Consider the following 19,057-nt stretch of genomic DNA (forward strand, 5'->3'; position numbering starts at 1 on the left):
TGCCCCTTACGCTTTAGCTTCTACTTGGTCTTTCTTATAAGTACGAAGTACCCATATGAATAAACCAATGATGAAGAATGCACTCGGTGGTAAAATCAATAGACCCATAGGCTGATACCAACCGCCATCTTGTACTAATGGGATAATATCAACACCGAATAGTGAACCCTTACCGAATAGCTCACGAATGAAACCAACAGTAAGTAAAACAACAGAGTAGCCTAAGCCATTACCAATACCGTCAAGGAAAGACATAATTGGTGGCGACTTCATCGCATATGCTTCAGCACGACCCATTACGATACAGTTAGTAATGATTAGACCAACGAATACAGAAAGCTCTTTTGCCGTAGCGTAAGAGAATGCCTGTAATACTTGGTCAACAACGATTACCAATGATGCAATAATTGTCATTTGTACGATGATACGTACAGATGATGGGATCTGGTTACGAATAAGTGAGATAAAGAAGCTCGAAAACGCTGTTACTAGTGTCAATGCAATTGACATAATTAACGCATTTTTTAAGCTAGACGTTACCGCTAGCGCTGAACAAATACCAAGTACTTGTAGTGCGATTGGGTTGTTAGCTAAAACCGGACCAAATAGGACCGCCTTCATTTCTTTAGTATCAGCCATTATTTCAATGCTCCTTTACGTACTTTCGCAAGGAAAGGGCCAAAGCCATTTTCGCCAGTCCAAAAATCAACTGCATGATCAACACCGTTAGACGTTAATGTAGCACCTGAAAGACCATCGATCTTATGCTCATCATTGCCCGCAGTACCTTTAACAATTTGAATTGGAAGTTCTTTACCTTCCCATGTAGCTGTCCACTGTGGATTCTGAATTTCGCCACCTAGACCAGGGGTTTCATTATGCTTGTAAAAGATAATGCTCTTAACAGTTTCGCCATCGCTTTCAAGCGAGATAAAACCATACATTAAGCCCCATAAGCCGTAGCCTTGGATAGGAAGAATGATTGCATCAACTGAGCCATCTTCTTTTTTAGAGATATACACCGGCGACTCTTTAGTCACACGTTGAATACCAGCAATATCTTTAACGCCTTTCTCTTTAAGAGAAACACTTAGCGCTGCATCATATTTGCTTTTTTCAAAGTCAAAGATTGTTGGGTCTGTATCTACAAACTCACCTGTAGTCATGTTTACAACGCGCGCTTCGATTTTTGCATCAAATGTTTCTAAAACATTTTCAACTTTATCGATACCCGCAGCAGCCAAGATATTACTTTGAATATCTTTTTCTTTATTAGCTTGCTGTAAAGGACGAAGCTGTACAGAAGCAAACGATACGATGATTGCACACACTAAACATAGTGCGACAACAACTGATAACGTTTTGCCGATTGATTCGTTATTACTAGACATTACGTGCCAACCTCCGCTTAATATTAGCCTGCACTACAAAGTGATCGAACAGTGGAGCGAATAAGTTAGCAAATAAGATTGCTAGCATCATACCTTCTGGGAAAGCAGGATTCACAACACGTATCATAACCACCATAAAGCCAATTAATAGACCATATGCTAATTTACCTTTGTCAGTAAATGCAGCTGATACAGGGTCAGTAGCCATAAAGAACATACCGAACGCAAAGCCACCAAGTACTAAATGCCAATACCAAGGCATTGCAAATACAGGGTTAGTTTCTGAGCCAACAGCATTTAGTAAAAATGCAGTTGCTACCATACCTAGGAATACACCTAGTACGATGCGCCAAGAAGCGATACGAACGTAAATTAAGAACAAACCACCTACTAATAATGCAAGTGTAGATGTTTCACCTACAGAACCTTGAATGAAACCATAAAACGCATTCCACCATAATTCCATGTTTGCAAAATCAAGTGTGCCAGCAAATGCTTGGCCTAGCATAGTTGCACCAGAGAACGAATCTACTGCTGTCCATACTGTGTCACCTGAGATTTGAGCAGGGTATGCAAAGAACAAAAATGCACGGCCGGCTAAAGCAGGGTTTAAGAAGTTACGGCCAGTACCACCAAAGATTTCTTTAGCGATTACTACACCAAACGTAATACCTAACGCAACTTGCCATAAAGGAATCGTTGCTGGCAAAATAAGTGCAAATAACACTGAAGTAACGAAGAAACCTTCGTTAATTTCATGCTTACGCACAGAAGCAAATATTACTTCCCAAAAGCCACCAACTGCAAATGTTACCGCGTAGATAGGTAGGAAGAAACATGCTCCATAGAACATCTTAGCGCCCCAGCCTGCATCAGCGGTTAATTCACCACCGAATAACTGGAACAAACCAACTTGCCACGTATTTGCTAGTTCAAAACCTTGTGCTAAAGCACCTGCGGCCTGATGGCCGATATTGAACATACCAAAAAACATAGCTGGGAACGTCGCCATCCACACTAAAATCATCATGCGTTTTAGGTCGATGTTATCGCGTACGTGTGTCGCGCCTTTATTTACGTAGCCTGGTGTATAAAAAATAGTTGCAGCTGCTTCATACAGAGCATAAAACTTTTCATATTTACCACCGGCTTCAAAATTCGGCTCGATATCTTCTAGATATTTTTTTAAACCCATCTCTCTAGCCTTCCTTCTCGATCGTAGTTAAGCAATCGCGTAGGATAGAACCATACTCGTATTTGCCAGGACAAACGAAGGTACATAACGCTAAATCTTCTTCATCAAGTTCAAGCGCACCTAATGAAATTGCACTGTCTAAATCACGCGCAATTAAGTCACGTAATAATAGAGTAGGCAAAATATCCAGCGGCATTACGCGCTCGTAGCTACCAATTGGTACCATGGCACGTTTTGAACCACCTGTTGACGTTGTCATTTTAAATAAACGACTCGGCGCAAGGTGAGAAAGGAATGTACGCGTTACAGAGAATTTATCACTACCTGGTGCAATCCAGCCAAACAATTCTTTTTCGCGACCTTCAAGTAAAACAGATACTTGAACGTGGTAACGACCTAAGAATGCATGAACACCGTTTGAAATAGAACCTGATAGAACAGAACCAGAAATAACGCGGTTATCTCCGTCTTCTAGCTCACCAGCAACTAAATCATCCAATGAAGCACCTAGTTGTGTTTTCACTAAACGTGGATTTTTAACGCGAGGACCTGCAAGCGAAATAACACGATTTGTGTAAATTTCACCAGTAAGGAATAAGTGACCATACGCGATAACGTCTTGGTAACCAATATGCCAAACTTGTTTGCTAACAGAAACTGCATCAAGATGATGGATATGAGTGCCAACGAGGCCAGCCGGATGCACACCACCAAACTCATGTACTTCTACTTGAGCTATAGATGAGCTAGGAACTTGGCTACCTGCTTTTTTACACACAAATACTTTGCCATCGGTCAAACGCGAAATAACAGCAAGACCCGCTTCAAATGCTTGCGCATTTTCGGCAATTATTACTGCAGGATCTGCAGCTAATGGGTTTGTGTCAGTTGCGGTCACAAAAATAGAACTAGGATTTGCATCCACAGCCGCTACTTTGCTAAATGGGCGAGCACGAAGTGCTGTCCATTGACCAGACTGGATAAGTACTTCTTTGGCTTTTTCACGCTCTAAGCTCGAAAGCTCGTCTGCTTTGAAAGAGTCAAAGGTGATTTGCTCACTGCCGTTAACTTCAATAACAACAGATTGCAGCACACGTTTAGCACCACGATTTATTTCTTTTACTGTGCCAGAAGCTGGAGCAGTAAATAGGACGCCTGGGTTCTTTTTATCTTCAAAAAGTACCTGGCCTTTTTTGACTTGGTCATCCACACGAACATGCATGGTTGGACGCATACCGATAAACTCTTCACCAAGCACAGCTACACGTTTGACAGCAGAACCGTCATGTATAACTTGCTGTGGTGAGCCCTCTAAGGGTAAATCCAGACCTTTTTTTATATTGATCATACGCACTTGCATTACATTAAAGGAAAGAAACTGAAAAATCGTATCAACCACGTCGCCATTTGAGTTATTCCAAGCTATATCAAGGTACAAAAGAGCAGCTTGCTAGATATATCAAACAAGCAACGTAGTAAAACTCATCACATATTGTCGAGATTTTAACATCATTTTAGATGACTATGCGAGTGTATTTATGAAAATTATACGACAGAAACGCTTATTTGGTTTTGTTAAGTGATTTTAATAAAAATCAAGTTAGACCAAAGTGGTAGCCTAAGCAATTATTGTTCCTGATTTCATCGTAAATTAAACAAATCGCATAATATAAAAAAAGCCACAATAGCGGCTTTTAATAACTAGGGCCTGTTGACCTTTCAGGATTAAAATTTGTTCAATCTAGGGGCTATTTAATCGCGGCGTGAGGTTTGTAACCTAGTGGGCTAAGTAAAAACCGAGCAACAAAGAGTAAATAGCCCCTAGGCAGAACCCTTTGGGCAGCGCATGTTTGGCATTTATTCCACGTTATCGCCCATTTATGGGGAATAACCACACTACATAGGCTCTACCTTGCCTAAATACCAAACAGCCTGCTGCAAATTCAACCTCGAAAGATAAACAGGCCCTACGTTCTGTTAGTCAATCATATTAGCAATTGGCTTAACTGAATCGATATCTTGCTCGTAGTCAACACCGTCTATACCAAAACCAAATAAGCGTAAAAACTCGTTATGGTAACCAACATAGTCTGTTAGCTCATCAATACTACTTGTATCAACACTATCCCATACAGCTTGAACACGTGCTTGCACATCGTCTTCTAGCTCTTTGTAGTTTTGGAATAAATGTCCGCCTTCGTCAAAGCGAGGCGATGCACCATATAGGTTTTCACTAAATAATGCGTGAATTTGCTCAATAGTACCTTCGTATGTGCCATCTGCTTTCATAACTTTAAATAAAGCAGAAATATATAACGGCATAATAGGAATAGCAGAACTTGCTTGGGTTACTACTGCATTAAGTGATGAAACATACGCCTCACCCTTTAAATCTTTTGTTGATTCTTTAATAGCAGCCGTTGCACGGTCTAAGTCTTCTTTAGCCTTACCAATAGTAGCGTGTCCGTATATTGGCCATGTTAACTCTTTACCAATATAAGTGTACGCAGTCGTTTTAAAGTTATCGGCTAATACATCTGCTTCTTTTAATGCGTCTATCCACATTTCCCAATCTTCACCACCCATTACTTTAATGGTGTTGTCGATATCGTCTTGATTTGCAGCTTCAACCGTAATTTCATCAATTTCACGCTTTGATGTATTTAAGTTTTTTGTTGTTACGGCATTACCAATTGGCTTAAGTGTAGAAGAAAACACTTCACCGGTATTTGGATCAGTACGACGAGGAGATGCTAGGCTGTAGATAATACAATCTACTTTGCCCAAATCAGCTTTAATGGTGTCGATTGCTTTTTGCTTGATTTCGTTAGAAAACGCATCGCCATTAATATTTTTAGACCAAAGGCCCGCTTCGTCTGCAGCATCTTGAAAAGCAGCGGTATTGTACCAACCAGCAGAACCTGTTTTACGCTCTGTACCCTCTTTTTCAAAGAAAATACCTAATGTTTTAGCACCACCACCAAACGCAGCAGTAATGCGCGATGCCAAGCCGTAGCCTGTTGATGCGCCAATAACTAATACATTTTTTGGTGTGTTTTTTAATGCACCCTGTTGTTTTACATAGTTAATTTGTTCTTGAACATGCTCTGCACAACCAGCTGGGTGTGCGTTTGTGCAGATAAATCCACGAATTTTAGGCTTAATGACCATTGATCATCCTATATCTTTTACAATAAAAATTAGCGCTAGTTTAAAGGCTAATACTAAAAACACTGATCTGATCAGTTAAACACCGACCAAATTCCCTATTTATTTTAGTTAAGCTTTGAGCCGCCCATACAATTAGGAGAATCAGGCGCTTCACCGCCCTGCTCTGTATATTCGTCTGGTGTATATGTATGAATAGCGAGTGCATGAATATGATTTGCTAATTCATCTTTTAAAATTTCGTTAATTTCACGATGGCGTTGTAACAAGCGCTTACCCGCGAACTCTTCGCTAACTACTATAACTTTAAAATGTGACTCAGTACCGGCACTGTGCATGTGACTTTCATTGATTACGTTTAAATGTTTACACGCAATGGCGCTGCTTATTTTTTCTTGGATCTGTTGCTGCATTGACATAAAAGACCATTTTAATTAGCTAATTTATAGGCTTACTATAACAAGTTAAATTAACTAACTAAATTGCTTTTGCTTAATGTGCTTAATAAATCGGTAAGTTAAACTTATTCGCGGGTGCGCAAGCGTTGTTTGCTTGGGTATTGCATGTTGATAATCTCGTTGACTATGTCCATTCATTATTAGGCAACTGCCGCTTTGTAGCTTTAAGTCAGTCACTTTATTACTCGCTTTGTGCTTTAACTTTAAAACCCGATCAGCTCCTAGCGACACACACACAATTGTTGGTTTATCACCAAGCTCTATTTCATCATCACTGTGCCACCCCATCGTATCATTTCCGTCTCGGTAATAATTAACCAGTAGTGAGTTTAGAGGCTGATTTAAATGTGCTTCTAATCGCTTTCGCATATTAAGTAGCAACTCATCCCACGGTTCTACTATTTGCTTACTACTTGAATAGCCGTATTCAATATTTAAATCGCTCATGAAGCATTGAAGTCGTGGAATGGGTCCTGTTTTTCCATAAACGGTTACATCGGGCTGTTGCCAATGTAGGTTTTTCTGCAAATAATAAAACAGATCGAGGCTTTTTTGCGCACTAAGTGCCCTACTTTGATAAGAAAAGCCATTTGGTAACTGTTGGGGGTTGGCGTTTTGCCGTTGCATGTTAGAATTTACCTACATTAGATTACTGATCAACGAACCATTATGACGACGCAAGCCCAGCTAGGCGATAAAACCTTTACTCTTGAACGCTTTCCATTGGATCAAAAAAACCGCAGCTTACAAGCGTGGGATTCGGCAGATGAGTACCTTATCAATTATGTTAACGAACATCACCCTGATTGTCGCTCATTGCTTATTCTAAACGATAGCTTTGGTGCACTTGCTTGTTATTTTAATAAGTTAACGGTTTGTTCAGTTAATGATTCTTATATTAGCCACCAAGCTGCGGCTTATAACTTACAAGAAAACAAATTGCCTACTACAGATTTTACACAAGTAGATAGTTTGTCGGCATTACCAGAAGACGTTGATTTAGTACTTATTAAAATCCCTCGTAATGTGGGTTTTTTACAGTTCCAATTAAGTGAACTTAGTGAAGTACTTGCGCCTGGTACACCAGTAATTGCGGCAGGTAAAACAAAAGAAATTCATAATTCAACAATAAAATCATTTGAACAATTTATTGGTGAAACAACAACCAGCCTAGCAGTTAAAAAGTCTCGCCTTATTTTAAGCACAGCTAAAGGCGGATATAAAGCAGCAGACTTCCCTATAACGTGGGAGCTTGAAGGCACAGAGTTTAATATAACAAACCATGCAAATGTGTTTTCGCGTGATTCGTTAGATATTGGTGCGCGCTTCTTTTTTAACTACTTACCAGAAACGCCAAAAGCTAAAAGTATTATTGACTTGGGCTGTGGTAACGGTGTTGTTGGATTAATGACGCTTGCTCAGTGTCCTAATGCATCAGTAACGTTTGTTGATGAGTCTTACATGGCAGTAGAATCAGCCCGGTTAAATGTAGAAATTAACCTAGGCGATAAGTTTGATAACTGTGAATTTATCGAAAACGACTGTTTAACAGGCTTTGAAAGAGACAGTGTAGATATGGTGTTATGTAACCCTCCATTTCACCAAGCTCAAGCTGTTACCGATCACATTGCTTGGCAAATGTTTAAACAAGCAAAAGATACATTAAAAGAAGGCGGCGAACTGCGTATTATTGGTAATCGCCATTTAGACTATCACGATAAGTTAAATCGTATGTTTGGTAACTGTAAGCTGCTAGGTTCAAACAAAAAGTTTGTCGTTTTAAGCGCAACTAAAAATAGTGGAATGCTATAAATGAAATTAACAAACATTATAACTGGGTGCTGTGTATTGCTAATACTTGGTGGCTGCGCTAATCAGCCTAGCCAAGTAATACTCAACCCTGTTTATAAAAGCGGTCAAATAAGCACTATAAATAGTAGCTTAAGCACCAGTGTAATTGATTTACGTGGCGATACATCAACACTTAAACTTATTGAATCAGACAAAACTAAAACCTTTGCAAGCCAAGGCCTTACTGAATCAATTAAAAGTGTGTTAGACAGCGCACTTAATCGTAATGGTGTGCGTATTTCAAACCGTGCAATGGCGCGTTTTGAAGTAGATATTCATGCACTGCAAGCGGTGGTAACCGAAAAACTAGTGAGCCATACCAGCGAAGCGCATATAGAGCTTGGTGTAAGAGTTATTCGCGCTTCAAGCAACTTTAGTAAAGTGTATAAAGGCAGTGCTAATTTAGAAGGCCCATTTAGCCACGAGCGAGCTAAAATAGAAGGTCAGCTCAATAAGTTGACTGAGCAAATTATTACCCGCATTGTATCTGACCCTGAATTAATAGAATTTTTAGAAGGTTAACTATGAAACGACTTTTTTTAATCTGCTTAAGCTTATTTGTGAGTGTAAGTAGCTTTGCAGCCCAAGAAGGCCGCTTTGTTCAAAAAGATAATATTTTTCCGCGCGTCGAAATTGTAACGACTATGGGTAGTATTGTTGTTGAACTCGACCGTTCGAGAGCGCCTATTACGGTCAATAACTTTTTAACTTACGTGTCAGATAAAAGCTATCAAGGTAGTGTCTTTCATCGCATAGAACGTGATGTAGAAAATGACCGCGACTTTGTTATTCAAGGTGGTGGCTACGATAAAGATTACGACGGCCTACACGAAAACGATCCTATTTTTAATGAAAGCGGTAACGGTATGAAAAACGATATGTATAGCATTGCTATGGCGTATCAGGACCGTGAACCTCACTCTGGTACTCGTCAGTTCTTTTTTAATATGGATAACAACGATCACTTAAACCCAGGTAAAGATTGGGGTTTTGCTGTTTTTGGTAATGTTATGGAAGGTTACGAAACACTAGATAAAATTATGGCTGTTGAAACAGGCTTTAATGAAAAAATTGGTTACGATTTTGTACCTGTAAAACCAGTGGTTATTTTAAATATAAAAATGCTTGAGCAAGTCCCACTATAACTTTTTTAAGAGCAGCTTAGCTGCTCTGCATCAAAGCCAATGAAGGCCCTATGAGTAAATCTCTCTCTGTTAGCGAATATTTTTCTTATTTTAAAGACAAACGCTTAATCAATATTTTTATATTTGGTATGAGTAGCGGTTTTCCGTGGGTACTAATTGGCTCTGTTATGTCCGCTTGGTTAAAAGATGAAGGGCTAAGTCGCAGTATGATCGGCTTATTCGGCATTGTATTTGGCGCTTACAGTATTAACTTTTTATGGTCGCCTTTAATCGATCGTACAAAACTCCCTATTTTATATAAATGGCTAGGCCAACGCCGCAGTTGGATACTATTTTGCCAAAGCTTTATTTTTATTGGCACCTTGTTACTAGCTGGGCTTGATTTAAAAGCTAATTTGGCACTTGTTGCTGCAATTTGTTTGTTAATCGCCATTGCTTCTGCCACGCAAGACATTGCAATTGACGCATTTAGAATAGACACCCTAAGCGAGAAAGAATCACACAAAGCAACCGCAGCGGCCGCGATGGCAACATCTGGTTGGTGGACAGGTTACGCACTTTTGGGCGCCATTCCATTTTACATGGCTGATATTCCGTCGCTCGACTGGCCACAAATTTATTACTTTTTAGCAGCCGTAATGCTGCTGCTAATGAGTGGAGCATTATTTGCTAAAGAGCCTGAATCAAATCGCGAAGCCGTACATGCCGAACTTGAACGTGTATACCTTGAAAAGCTCTCTTCAACAACGCAAACGCCGCTTACCAAAACGGTTGCCTGGCTTGCAGTAACCGTTATTGACCCCTTTAGAGCTTTTTTTACTAAAAACGGCGTTAAAACAGCCTTGGCATTACTTGCGTTTATTTTCTTATTTAAGATAGGCGAAGCGTTTTTAGGGCGTATGTCGATTGTGTTTTATAAAGAAATTGGTTTTAGTAATAGCGACATAGCAACATTTTCAAAGGTAGGTACAGCGGTACTCACAATCATATTTACCTTTGTTGGCAGTTTATTTAATCAAAAATATGGCATTGTTAGAGGTTTATTTATAAGTGGCATTGCGATGGCGGCCTCAAACTTAGCCTTTTCGTGGATTGCTTTAGTTGGCCCTGATTTAAGGCTATATGCCTTTGCTATTGTTATTGATGGGTTTACACAAGCATGGTCGTTAGTGGCTATGGTGGCCTTTATATCAATGCTATGCGACAGAGCATTTAGTGCAACACACTATGCATTACTAGCATCATTAGGGAATTTAGGACGAACGTTACTTTCAAGCTACAGCGGTGTAGTGATTGATGATTGGTTAATGGGGAATTGGTCGCTGTTCTTTATTTTAACAGCTTTAATGGTTATACCTTCGCTAGTGTTTTTATATCTAATTCGGCATAAATTATATGAGCTTGAGAGGAATTATCATCAAAATATTTAATGCATCCCTGCATTAACATATTGCTTAGCACTATCAAGTGCCCCTTAAAGTGTACTAAGCAATTTTTGAGTTAATCTACTTTTAGCAAGCTAAGTGCTTCATGTGGATCAACTTCAAGAGCTGTACAATAGCGAACAAACTCAATTACATCTAAACGGCGTTCTTGATTTTCAATCTTGCCGATAAACGAATGAGGCGTTCCAAGCACTTGTGCTAGGCTTCGCATTGTATGACCTTTTTCGTGGCGCTTACTTTTAAGCCACTTTGTTAGCTTTGCATTTTCTTCAGAAGAAACTGTTTTGCCCATCATTTTACATCTCCTACTAGATGATTTGACGTACCTATTAAAGCAGTAGTCTCTATCAATAGCTGTAGGCAAGTAAGCAGTCATACTTACATTCAATAGCAAGCTATTGCTTAACAAAGCATGTGTTGCTACTCACTCCACCAATATAGCTAAAAGCACTACGCTAATAATGTGGTAAAGATTTATTTTTATTGAGAATGAAATTTTGCCCGTCTCATTCTTGGATACATTATATACTATTAACACTTTCGTTAAATAACTAATTACATACTCGGTACAAATATGAACACGAGTGAATATTTATAAACACTGAATATTCACCTAAGTACTCAAAAAGTATTAATAAATTAACTCTTGGCTATAAAAAATTAAAATGAATTTTTATAACAATTTTGTTCCAATTTATCGTCACATGTTTATGATTAAGCAATAATTAGCACCAAAAAGGCCGAATAATGTTCAGACTTCTTTTTTTATTACCTATTGTATTATGCTTAGGTTGGTACTTTTTTTTGCGCAATAACGGCGTACCGATTAAACAAGGCAAAAAAGGATTTATATACATTTTAGCGTTTTCTGCATTTGTACTTGGCTTTTTTGTATTAATAATGCAAATAACCGAATATGCACCAAGCGATTTGTAGACATTAAAAAAGCCGCAAAAGCGGCTTTATTCTATTTAGCGTTTAGCTGTTAAACGCTAAAGCTTGCACCACAACCACAGGTTGTTGTTGCATTAGGATTAGATACAAAAAAGCGTGCACCTTCTAATCCTTCAGTGTAGTCAACTTCACCGTCAACTAAATATTGAATGCTCATTGGATCGATAACTAGCGTTACACCATTTTTTACAATTTCTAAATCGCCAGGATTCGCTTTTTCATCAAAAGTAAAACCATATTGAAAACCCGAACAACCACCACCTGTTACGTAAACACGCAGTTTTAAATCTGGATTTTCTTCTTCGTCGATTAACTGTTTAACACGAACAGCAGCTGCATCGCTGAACTTAATTGGTAATTCTTCAGACATTCTAAAACCCTCAATATCGCAATGGCGTGATTATCTAATACCCGAGTGTTTTAATCAAGTATAGTAAAACAACTCTTTACTCTAAGTTATACCTATAAATTAGTAAAAAAATAGCTAAACGTTAGCTCACTAAAATAATACTTAAGCAAACTAAAAGCGACCCTTGTAAACTATAAGTTCATTAAAAATTTTAGTTATAAATAATAGGGCTTAAACTTTACTGCAAATTGTTAATATAAGTTACGAAAAATTCAAAATCACAACGACTTAGCTAAACTCTTTTGCTAAAATGCTGCTGAAAAATGCGGCGAGGAAATAATGTATGTGGCTTGAGCAACTCAGACGTCGACTGGCAAAACCTAAAACATCTGTACAATTATGCTTATTAGGCGTAGTTGCCGGACTAATTGCTGCATTTTTTATTATTTTATTCCGCTTAACTATTTTATTTTTCCAAAGCTTATTTTTAGAAACGCCTGACGACTTTACGACCCTACCAACACTTGAACGTGTGCTCATGCCTTTAGTTGCTGCATTACTAATAGCCACGTTTGCTGCTTTTACTGGCTTTAAACATTACCGTTTAGGCATCCCTTTTGTTATACACAGAATTAAACGCCATTATGGGCAAATGCCTTTATACAATACGGTTAATCAATTTGTTGGTGGCGCACTTGCACTCATTAGCGGTTTTTCGGTTGGTCGAGAAGGGCCTTCCGTACATATGGGCGCAACGGGCGCGAGTATTTTAGCTGATAAACTGCATTTACCGCATAACGCCATGCGTACTTTAAGTGGTTGCGGCGTTGCAGCAGGTATAGCCGCTTCATTTAACACCCCACTTGCAGCCGTTATTTTTGTAATGGAAGTGGTACTTCGTGAATATAAAGTACACATATTTGTGCCTATCATGCTTGCTGCTGTTACTGGTGCACTGGCTACACAGTTTGTATTTGGTGAAGGCTCTGAGCTTGCACTTATAACCATAGCGCCACTGAGTGGCTGGCATTATCCTTATTTAATACTATGCGGGATGGCACTGGGCGCTATTGCATTTAGCTTTAATCAAAATTTAATGCTAATTATTAAAACATTTAAACCTTTAAGTATGTTCCCTCGTTTATTAATTGCGGGCTGTATTGCCAGCTTAATAGCTTACGCGGTACCACATGCTATGGGCTCTGGTATGAGTGCAATTACTATCGCGGTTGAATCCCCTGATAACGTAAAACTGCTTACCACTATATTAATAGCTAAATTGCTTGCAACATTATTTGCTATTGGCTTAGGTATTCCGGGTGGTTTAATTGGCCCTGTTATTGGACTAGGCGTATTAATTGGTACATTAATGGCCTTTTTTGCTCAATATATTAGCCCTGGTACAGATATAGCCGGTACATACGGAGTTTTGGGCATGGCGGGGTTATTGGCAGCAACACTGCATGCACCACTTGCTGCATTAACAACAGTAATGGAGCTTACATCGTCACCGGAAATAATCGTTCCTGCGATGATAGTTATAACCACAGCCTATGTTACTGCCTTACAGTTTTTTGGAAATCGTTCCATATTTTTACAGCAATTAGATTTTCAAGGTTTGCCGTATCATGTGTCCCCTGCAACAGAAGCCCTGCAAAAAGTGGGTATAATGGATGACATGGATGAAGACTTTAAATTACTTTACTCAGATGACAAAGAACAAATAAAAAACACGCTAGATGCGATGGATAGTCAAACCCCGTTAATTGTTTTTGACGAAGAAAATGGCTACCGCCTCGCTGAGTACGATTTAACGCTAATGTCTGATGAAACAATAAATATAAACTACATTAGCTTGCAGGGTATCAGCAGCCAAGCCACTCTAGCCGATGCATTCGATATACTAAAAGATAAAAGAAGTGGCGCACTTTACGTTTATAACCTTTTAGATAATCAACAAATTATGGGGCTATTACGCTGGGATCAAATTCATCATATTTTAACCATTCGTAACAGCTTACTTTAAGTAATAAGGACTAGTATGAGCGCATTATTGATTTATAAAACACTCCACATATTTTTTATGATTGCGTGGTTTGCCGGTATTTTTTACTTACCACGGTTATTTGTATATCACGCAATGAGCGAAGAAAGAGCATGTAACTCTATGCTTAAAGTTATGGAGCGCAGACTACTTTATTTCGTAACCCCATTTGCTGTTTTAACGGCTGTATTTGGTGTATTAACCATTGTTGAATATGGTCGTGATTGGTTTAAATACAGTATGTGGCTACATTACAAACTTGTACTAGTAATTATTTTATACGTATACCACGGCTACTGTTTTAAGTTATTGAGTGACTTTAAACATGACCGAAACACTAAAACAGACCGCTTTTACCGTATTTTTAATGAGCTTCCTGTTATTGCGCTGCTTATCATAGTGGCACTTGCTGTAATAAAACCTAATTTATAAGCGTTTCGGTGCATGTTAAACTGCGCCGCAATTTACAATACTTGTTATAACACGCGCGATTGCGTGCCCTATTTATGGATTATCGCGCCCATTTGATTGATTAGGAATAACCCCATGTTAAGTTTCCAAGGCGAACATATACTGTCTGTAAATCAGCTAGACAGAGACTGCATTGAACGTATTTTTGCAGTAGCTAAAAAAATGGAGCCTTATGCTAAAAAGCAAAAGCAAACAACGGTGCTTAAAGGCGCTATTTTAGCTAATTTGTTTTTTGAACCAAGCACTCGTACACGGGTTAGTTTTGGTACCGCCTTTAACTTACTCGGCGGTGGTGTACGTGAAACTACAGGTATGCAAAGCTCTGCCCTTGCAAAAGGTGAGTCACTTTACGATACTGCGCGCGTTATTTCAGCTTACGCTGATGCCGTAGCTATGCGCCACCCTGATGCAGGCTCAGTAAGTGAATTTGCTGATGGATGTACTGTGCCGGTTATTAATGGCGGTGACGGCCCAAATGAGCACCCTACTCAAGCATTACTTGATTTATTAACCATAGAGCGTGAATTGCACCGTTTTGATCAAAATATTGATGGTATGCATATAGCCCTGGTTGGTGATTTAAAATATGGCCGTACAGTGCATTCTTTATCAAAACTATTGTGCCATTACAAAAACGTAAAGTTTTCGATGGTAGCGCCTGATGGCCTACAAATGCCAACGAGCATTTTAGATGCCGTAGAAAATGCAGGCCACAAAATTGAGCTAGTAAACAAGATGGAAGGCAACTTAGCAGCCGATATTGTTTACCAAACACGTATTCAAGAAGAGCGTTTTCCTTCACAAGAAGAAGCAAATAAATACCGTGGCGGCTTTAGAATTAGCCAATCTATTTACAGCGCTCACTGCAAACCTAACTCAGTATTAATGCATCCGTTACCACGCGATAGTCGCTTAGAAGCTAACGAGCTTGATAACGACTTAAACAGTAACGACAATTTAGCAATATTCCGCCAAGTACAAAATGGCGTATTAATTCGTATGGCACTATTTGCTTTAACACTCGGCGTAGAAAACAAAGTCGATAAGTATGAAGTAGACGTACCTTGGTTTAGCCGCAAACGCGATAGCTAAACCCCTTTTTAGTAATAATTCATAGGATTTTTCATGACAATTAGCCAAGACTTATTTGAACGCGCTCAAGCTTCTATTCCTGGTGGCGTAAACTCGCCAGTACGTGCTTTTAATGGCGTAGGTGGTACACCGCTTTTTATTACAAAAGCTGAAGGTGCGTTTACATTTGATGCCGACGGTAATCGTTACATTGATTATGTTGGCTCTTGGGGGCCTATGATCATGGGCCATAACCACCCTGCAATTAAACAAGCCGTACACGAAGCTGTAGAAAATGGCCTTAGTTATGGCGCGCCAACTGAAGCCGAAATACTAATGGCGGAAAAGGTAAAAGAGCTGGTTCCATCAATCGAAAAAGTACGTATGGTTAGCTCAGGCACTGAAGCGACTATGAGTGCAATTCGTTTAGCCCGTGGTTTTACTAATCGTGACAAAATCCTTAAATTTGAAGGCTGTTACCACGGCCATGCTGACTCATTATTAGTTAAAGCAGGCTCTGGTGCATTAACAATGGGCGTACCTAACTCTCCAGGTATTCCAGAGGACTTTGCTAAGCACACGCTAACAGTATCGTTTAATAACCTTGATGAAGTAAAAGCTATTTTTGCAAAATACGCAGACGAAATTGCCTGTATTATTGTAGAGCCAGTAGCGGGTAACATGAACTGCATTCCACCTGTTGAAGGCTTTTTAGAAGGTTTACGCGCAGTATGTGATGAATACAAGTCTGTGCTTATTTTTGATGAAGTAATGACGGGATTTCGTGTTGCACTTGGCGGCGCACAAGCCTATTACAACATTAAACCAGACCTTACCTGTTTAGGTAAAGTAATTGGCGGCGGCATGCCTGTTGGCGCATTTGGTGGCAAAACCGAAATAATGGATTACATTGCGCCTGTGGGTCCTGTTTACCAAGCGGGTACTCTTTCTGGTAACCCTATTGCGATGGCTGCAGGTTTAAAATCACTTGAGCTATTATGTGAGCCAGGCCTACACGATAAGTTAGAAGCAATTTCTAAAGCAATTTGTGAAGGCTTTGAAGCTGGCGCTAAAAAAGCAGGCATTGCATTAACAACTAATTATGCTGGCGGCATGTATGGATTCTTTTTTACTGATGCTGAAAAAGTAACGACATACAAACAAGCTACTGAATGCGACCTAGAGCGCTTCAAACGTTTTTTCCACCTTATGCTTGAAGAAGGTGTGTACCTTGCTCCATCAGCATTTGAAGCTGGTTTTGTATGTGCTGCGCATACTGAGCAAGAAGTAAAAGAAACAATAGCGGCAGCAGAACGCTCGTTTGCTAAACTTTAAGTTAAAATTACTTTTTATATTTTATAAGCGCTTGTTTTTATAGTGTGTAATTAAGACTAAAGATTGAAAAAAGCCCGGAAGGGCTTTTTTTATTTGTAAAGTACTATAAATGAATGATAATTAAGCATAACAAGGTCTATTCACCTTTACCCTAATTACAAAAATACAAGAGAGCCTTATGTCAGGATTACGCCAATTTTCTTTTCCCGCTATCCAGCTAATGGCAAATTTAAAATACAAAACTAAAATCAGCTTAATGTTTGGAATTTTACTCGTTCCTCTTGCTCTTAGTTTGTTTTTTTTAGTCTCATTGTTAAGTGAAAGTATCGCTGTTTCAAAAATGCAGCAACAAGGTTTAAAAGGCTACAGACCTATACTTTCAAACTTGATGCAAGGTGATATAAATCAAAATATAAAAATAGCCCGCTCACTCGGTTTTAATATAAAAAACGATCAAGAAAATGAAGTGCTCGAACTTGTTTCTATTCAGTCAAATCTAGCCCTAGATAGCCAATTAGCCAGTGCTTATGTAAACCGCTCTTTAGTCACGCCAATTCCTGCACTTATAATGCAAATAAACTCGACAGCGCAAAGCGCAAACACTGTTTTGGCAAGTAATCGCTTTACGCCAGATACGTTTATAGCACTTTCAAATTTTAGTAAGTCGCTTCCTTTATACGAAAAGCAACTCGATAAAATACTTAATGTAGCCACCAATGCAGATAAATCAGTAAATAAAGCGCTCATGCCTTCGTTAACTAATTTACACAGTGCTGTTGGTGCATTCAAAAAAGCGATAGATGGGAAACTACTTGAGCCAGACGATATTTTGTTAACTCAATCAGAGTTTACTAAACTAACAAACAATGTTCACAGCAGCATTAATCAACTTGTTAGTAAGAGTATTCCAACTCTTGAGAGCCTTATTAAAGCAAAACTGCAAACTCAACAGTGGACTCGAAATCTTGTTTTAGCTGCTTCATTGATCAGTTTGTTATTTGCATTTTATTTAATGATTGGTTTTTATTTTGCAGTTGTTGATACCATTAATCGCTTTGCTGACGCAGCTAATAGAGCCGCGAATGGGGACTTAAATGCTACTATCGATTCGAGTACTAATGATGAAATGGGAATTATTGCATCGCGCTACAACGCATTACTTAATGCATTTTCACATTTATTATTTGATGTTAAAGCAAGTACAGAAGAGCTGTGCGGCGCAACTAAATCGCTATCACATGCGAGTAGCCAAACAAGTAATGATGTTTCAAAACAGCAAATTCGAGTAAATGCTATTTATAATGCTTTAAGTGACATGGCTCAAAACGCACTTGCAGTTGAAGAATCTGCGCACCAAGCAACGCTTACCGCGCAAGATGCTGCAATGCATGTAAAGCAGGGTTCAGATAACACAATGGAGCTTGCTAAATACATGCAAGACCTACAGATTGAATTTGCAGAAAGCCAGCAAGCACTCGATAAGCTAGCGCAAGATAGCCAAGAAATTAGCAAAGTTAGCAAAGGTATTAGTGAGATAGCCGATCAAACAAATTTACTTGCACTCAATGCTGCTATTGAAGCTGCACGCGCTGGCGAGCATGGTCGAGGCTTTGCCGTTGTAGCTGATGAAGTAAGAACTCTTGCTCAGCGTACACAAACACAAACCCAAGAAATACATCAAATTATTAGCTCCTTACAACAAGCATCTGACGACACTCAGCAAAAAATGCGCTCAAGTGTTGAAAAAATGGAGCAATCAGTAAAAGCAGCCAACCAAACTAATGATGTATTGCAAAGTGCAGAGCAAAGCATGGGTGATATTAAACATCAGGGTGAAGTTATTGCAGAGCGTGTTAAACAGCAATCTAATGCCACAACACAAGCATTGAATGATTCGCAAGAGGTGAGTAATTTAGCAGATCAAACGTTAACATCAGCTCAATCAACGCTACAAGATGCACAGCAATTAAGTCGCCTATCCGATGATTTAACTAAATCGATGCAGTTTTTTAAATCTTAATTACGTTAACTATACTTTAAACAACAAAGCCGCTAAATAAGCTAACACCATTCAGTTAAGCATGTTTTGACTTAATGGTGTACCGAGTTTTTGAAATTCGAACGGTCCTACTTTTGGGCCGTTTTCTTTTTTCTGGAAGAATATAACGTTTCACTCGTTC

19 protein-coding genes are annotated in these 19,057 nt (G+C 39.1%); 10 read left to right on the forward strand and 9 right to left on the reverse strand.

The features are described from left to right. Nucleotides 1-6: 6 nt before the first annotated feature. The 7 genes from I6F49_RS16105 to I6F49_RS16135 form a co-directional block, all read right to left on the reverse strand. Nucleotides 7-639 (reverse strand): NADH:ubiquinone reductase (Na(+)-transporting) subunit D, encoded by a 633-nt coding sequence (locus tag I6F49_RS16105; RefSeq protein ID WP_007584891.1) that lies wholly within the window; start codon nucleotides 637-639, stop codon nucleotides 7-9. Next, entirely contained in the window at nucleotides 639-1,391 is a 753-nt protein-coding gene (locus I6F49_RS16110) for a Na(+)-translocating NADH-quinone reductase subunit C (RefSeq protein WP_197181310.1), read from the reverse strand. Before I6F49_RS16110 ends, I6F49_RS16105 begins: the two co-directional genes overlap by 1 nt. Then, complete coding sequence (locus tag I6F49_RS16115; RefSeq protein WP_010555189.1) at nucleotides 1,384-2,586, reverse strand: NADH:ubiquinone reductase (Na(+)-transporting) subunit B; 1,203 nt, start codon at nucleotides 2,584-2,586, stop codon at nucleotides 1,384-1,386. The genes I6F49_RS16110 and I6F49_RS16115 overlap by 8 nt, the downstream gene beginning before the upstream one ends. 4 nt (nucleotides 2,587-2,590) lie before the next feature. Then, the gene (locus I6F49_RS16120) at nucleotides 2,591-3,934 is read right to left on the reverse strand and encodes a Na(+)-translocating NADH-quinone reductase subunit A (protein ID WP_197181311.1); all 1,344 of its coding nucleotides are present in this window, start codon (nucleotides 3,932-3,934) and stop codon (nucleotides 2,591-2,593) included. A gap of 629 nt (nucleotides 3,935-4,563) precedes the next feature. Then, nucleotides 4,564-5,757 carry an enoyl-ACP reductase FabV gene (gene fabV, locus I6F49_RS16125; RefSeq protein ID WP_197181312.1) on the reverse strand — a complete coding sequence of 398 codons (1,194 nt, stop codon included), beginning with the start codon at nucleotides 5,755-5,757 and terminating at the stop codon, nucleotides 4,564-4,566. A 104-nt stretch (nucleotides 5,758-5,861) separates the two neighbouring features. Then, nucleotides 5,862-6,173: a BolA family protein gene (locus tag I6F49_RS16130; RefSeq protein WP_165728481.1), complete on the reverse strand. Its 312-nt coding sequence runs from the start codon at nucleotides 6,171-6,173 to the stop codon at nucleotides 5,862-5,864. Nucleotides 6,174-6,227: 54 nt separating this feature from the next. Beyond that, entirely contained in the window at nucleotides 6,228-6,839 is a 612-nt protein-coding gene (locus tag I6F49_RS16135; protein WP_197181313.1) for an alpha-ketoglutarate-dependent dioxygenase AlkB family protein, read from the reverse strand. A gap of 42 nt (nucleotides 6,840-6,881) precedes the next feature. On the opposite strand from I6F49_RS16135, the gene I6F49_RS16140 reads away from it, so the two are divergent. Genes I6F49_RS16140 through I6F49_RS16155 form a run of 4 tightly spaced genes read left to right on the forward strand, consistent with a single transcriptional unit; the run spans nucleotide 6,882 to nucleotide 10,638 of the window. Continuing rightward, nucleotides 6,882-8,024, forward strand: coding sequence for a methyltransferase (locus I6F49_RS16140; protein WP_166420131.1), 1,143 nt, complete (start codon nucleotides 6,882-6,884; stop codon nucleotides 8,022-8,024). Continuing rightward, the gene (locus tag I6F49_RS16145; RefSeq protein ID WP_197181314.1) at nucleotides 8,025-8,585 is read left to right on the forward strand and encodes a YajG family lipoprotein; all 561 of its coding nucleotides are present in this window, start codon (nucleotides 8,025-8,027) and stop codon (nucleotides 8,583-8,585) included. It abuts the gene before it with no gap. Between the two features lie 2 nt (nucleotides 8,586-8,587). Next, a complete protein-coding gene (locus tag I6F49_RS16150; RefSeq protein ID WP_166420133.1) occupies nucleotides 8,588-9,208 on the forward strand; it encodes a peptidylprolyl isomerase in 621 nt (206 codons plus the stop codon). A 50-nt stretch (nucleotides 9,209-9,258) separates the two neighbouring features. Then, nucleotides 9,259-10,638: an AmpG family muropeptide MFS transporter gene (locus I6F49_RS16155; RefSeq protein ID WP_197181315.1), complete on the forward strand. Its 1,380-nt coding sequence runs from the start codon at nucleotides 9,259-9,261 to the stop codon at nucleotides 10,636-10,638. A 70-nt stretch (nucleotides 10,639-10,708) separates the two neighbouring features. Here the strand turns inward: I6F49_RS16155 and I6F49_RS16160 are convergent, their stop codons facing one another. After that, entirely contained in the window at nucleotides 10,709-10,948 is a 240-nt protein-coding gene (locus tag I6F49_RS16160; RefSeq protein ID WP_007584874.1) for a helix-turn-helix domain-containing protein, read from the reverse strand. A gap of 452 nt (nucleotides 10,949-11,400) precedes the next feature. Between I6F49_RS16160 and I6F49_RS16165 the strand changes: the two genes are divergently transcribed. Beyond that, the gene (locus tag I6F49_RS16165) at nucleotides 11,401-11,589 is read left to right on the forward strand and encodes a hypothetical protein (RefSeq protein ID WP_166420135.1); all 189 of its coding nucleotides are present in this window, start codon (nucleotides 11,401-11,403) and stop codon (nucleotides 11,587-11,589) included. Between the two features lie 49 nt (nucleotides 11,590-11,638). Here the strand turns inward: I6F49_RS16165 and erpA are convergent, their stop codons facing one another. Beyond that, the gene (erpA, locus tag I6F49_RS16170; protein WP_002958911.1) at nucleotides 11,639-11,977 is read right to left on the reverse strand and encodes an iron-sulfur cluster insertion protein ErpA; all 339 of its coding nucleotides are present in this window, start codon (nucleotides 11,975-11,977) and stop codon (nucleotides 11,639-11,641) included. Between the two features lie 322 nt (nucleotides 11,978-12,299). On the opposite strand from erpA, the gene I6F49_RS16175 reads away from it, so the two are divergent. The 5 genes from I6F49_RS16175 (at nucleotide 12,300) to I6F49_RS16195 (ending at nucleotide 18,897) form a co-directional block, all read left to right on the forward strand. Beyond that, nucleotides 12,300-13,982 (forward strand): chloride channel protein, encoded by a 1,683-nt coding sequence (locus tag I6F49_RS16175; protein WP_166420136.1) that lies wholly within the window; start codon nucleotides 12,300-12,302, stop codon nucleotides 13,980-13,982. A 15-nt stretch (nucleotides 13,983-13,997) separates the two neighbouring features. Then, nucleotides 13,998-14,432 carry a CopD family protein gene (locus I6F49_RS16180; RefSeq protein ID WP_197181316.1) on the forward strand — a complete coding sequence of 145 codons (435 nt, stop codon included), beginning with the start codon at nucleotides 13,998-14,000 and terminating at the stop codon, nucleotides 14,430-14,432. A 114-nt stretch (nucleotides 14,433-14,546) separates the two neighbouring features. After that, complete coding sequence (locus I6F49_RS16185) at nucleotides 14,547-15,563, forward strand: aspartate carbamoyltransferase (protein ID WP_007584862.1); 1,017 nt, start codon at nucleotides 14,547-14,549, stop codon at nucleotides 15,561-15,563. Nucleotides 15,564-15,596: 33 nt separating this feature from the next. Next, entirely contained in the window at nucleotides 15,597-16,877 is a 1,281-nt protein-coding gene (gene hemL, locus I6F49_RS16190) for a glutamate-1-semialdehyde 2,1-aminomutase (RefSeq protein ID WP_197181317.1), read from the forward strand. A 178-nt stretch (nucleotides 16,878-17,055) separates the two neighbouring features. Continuing rightward, nucleotides 17,056-18,897 (forward strand): methyl-accepting chemotaxis protein, encoded by a 1,842-nt coding sequence (locus I6F49_RS16195; protein WP_197181318.1) that lies wholly within the window; start codon nucleotides 17,056-17,058, stop codon nucleotides 18,895-18,897. The last annotated feature ends 160 nt before the right edge of the window (nucleotides 18,898-19,057 follow it).

The organism is Pseudoalteromonas sp. SWN166 (assembly GCF_015864485.1).
GTDB lineage: Bacteria > Pseudomonadota > Gammaproteobacteria > Enterobacterales > Alteromonadaceae > Pseudoalteromonas.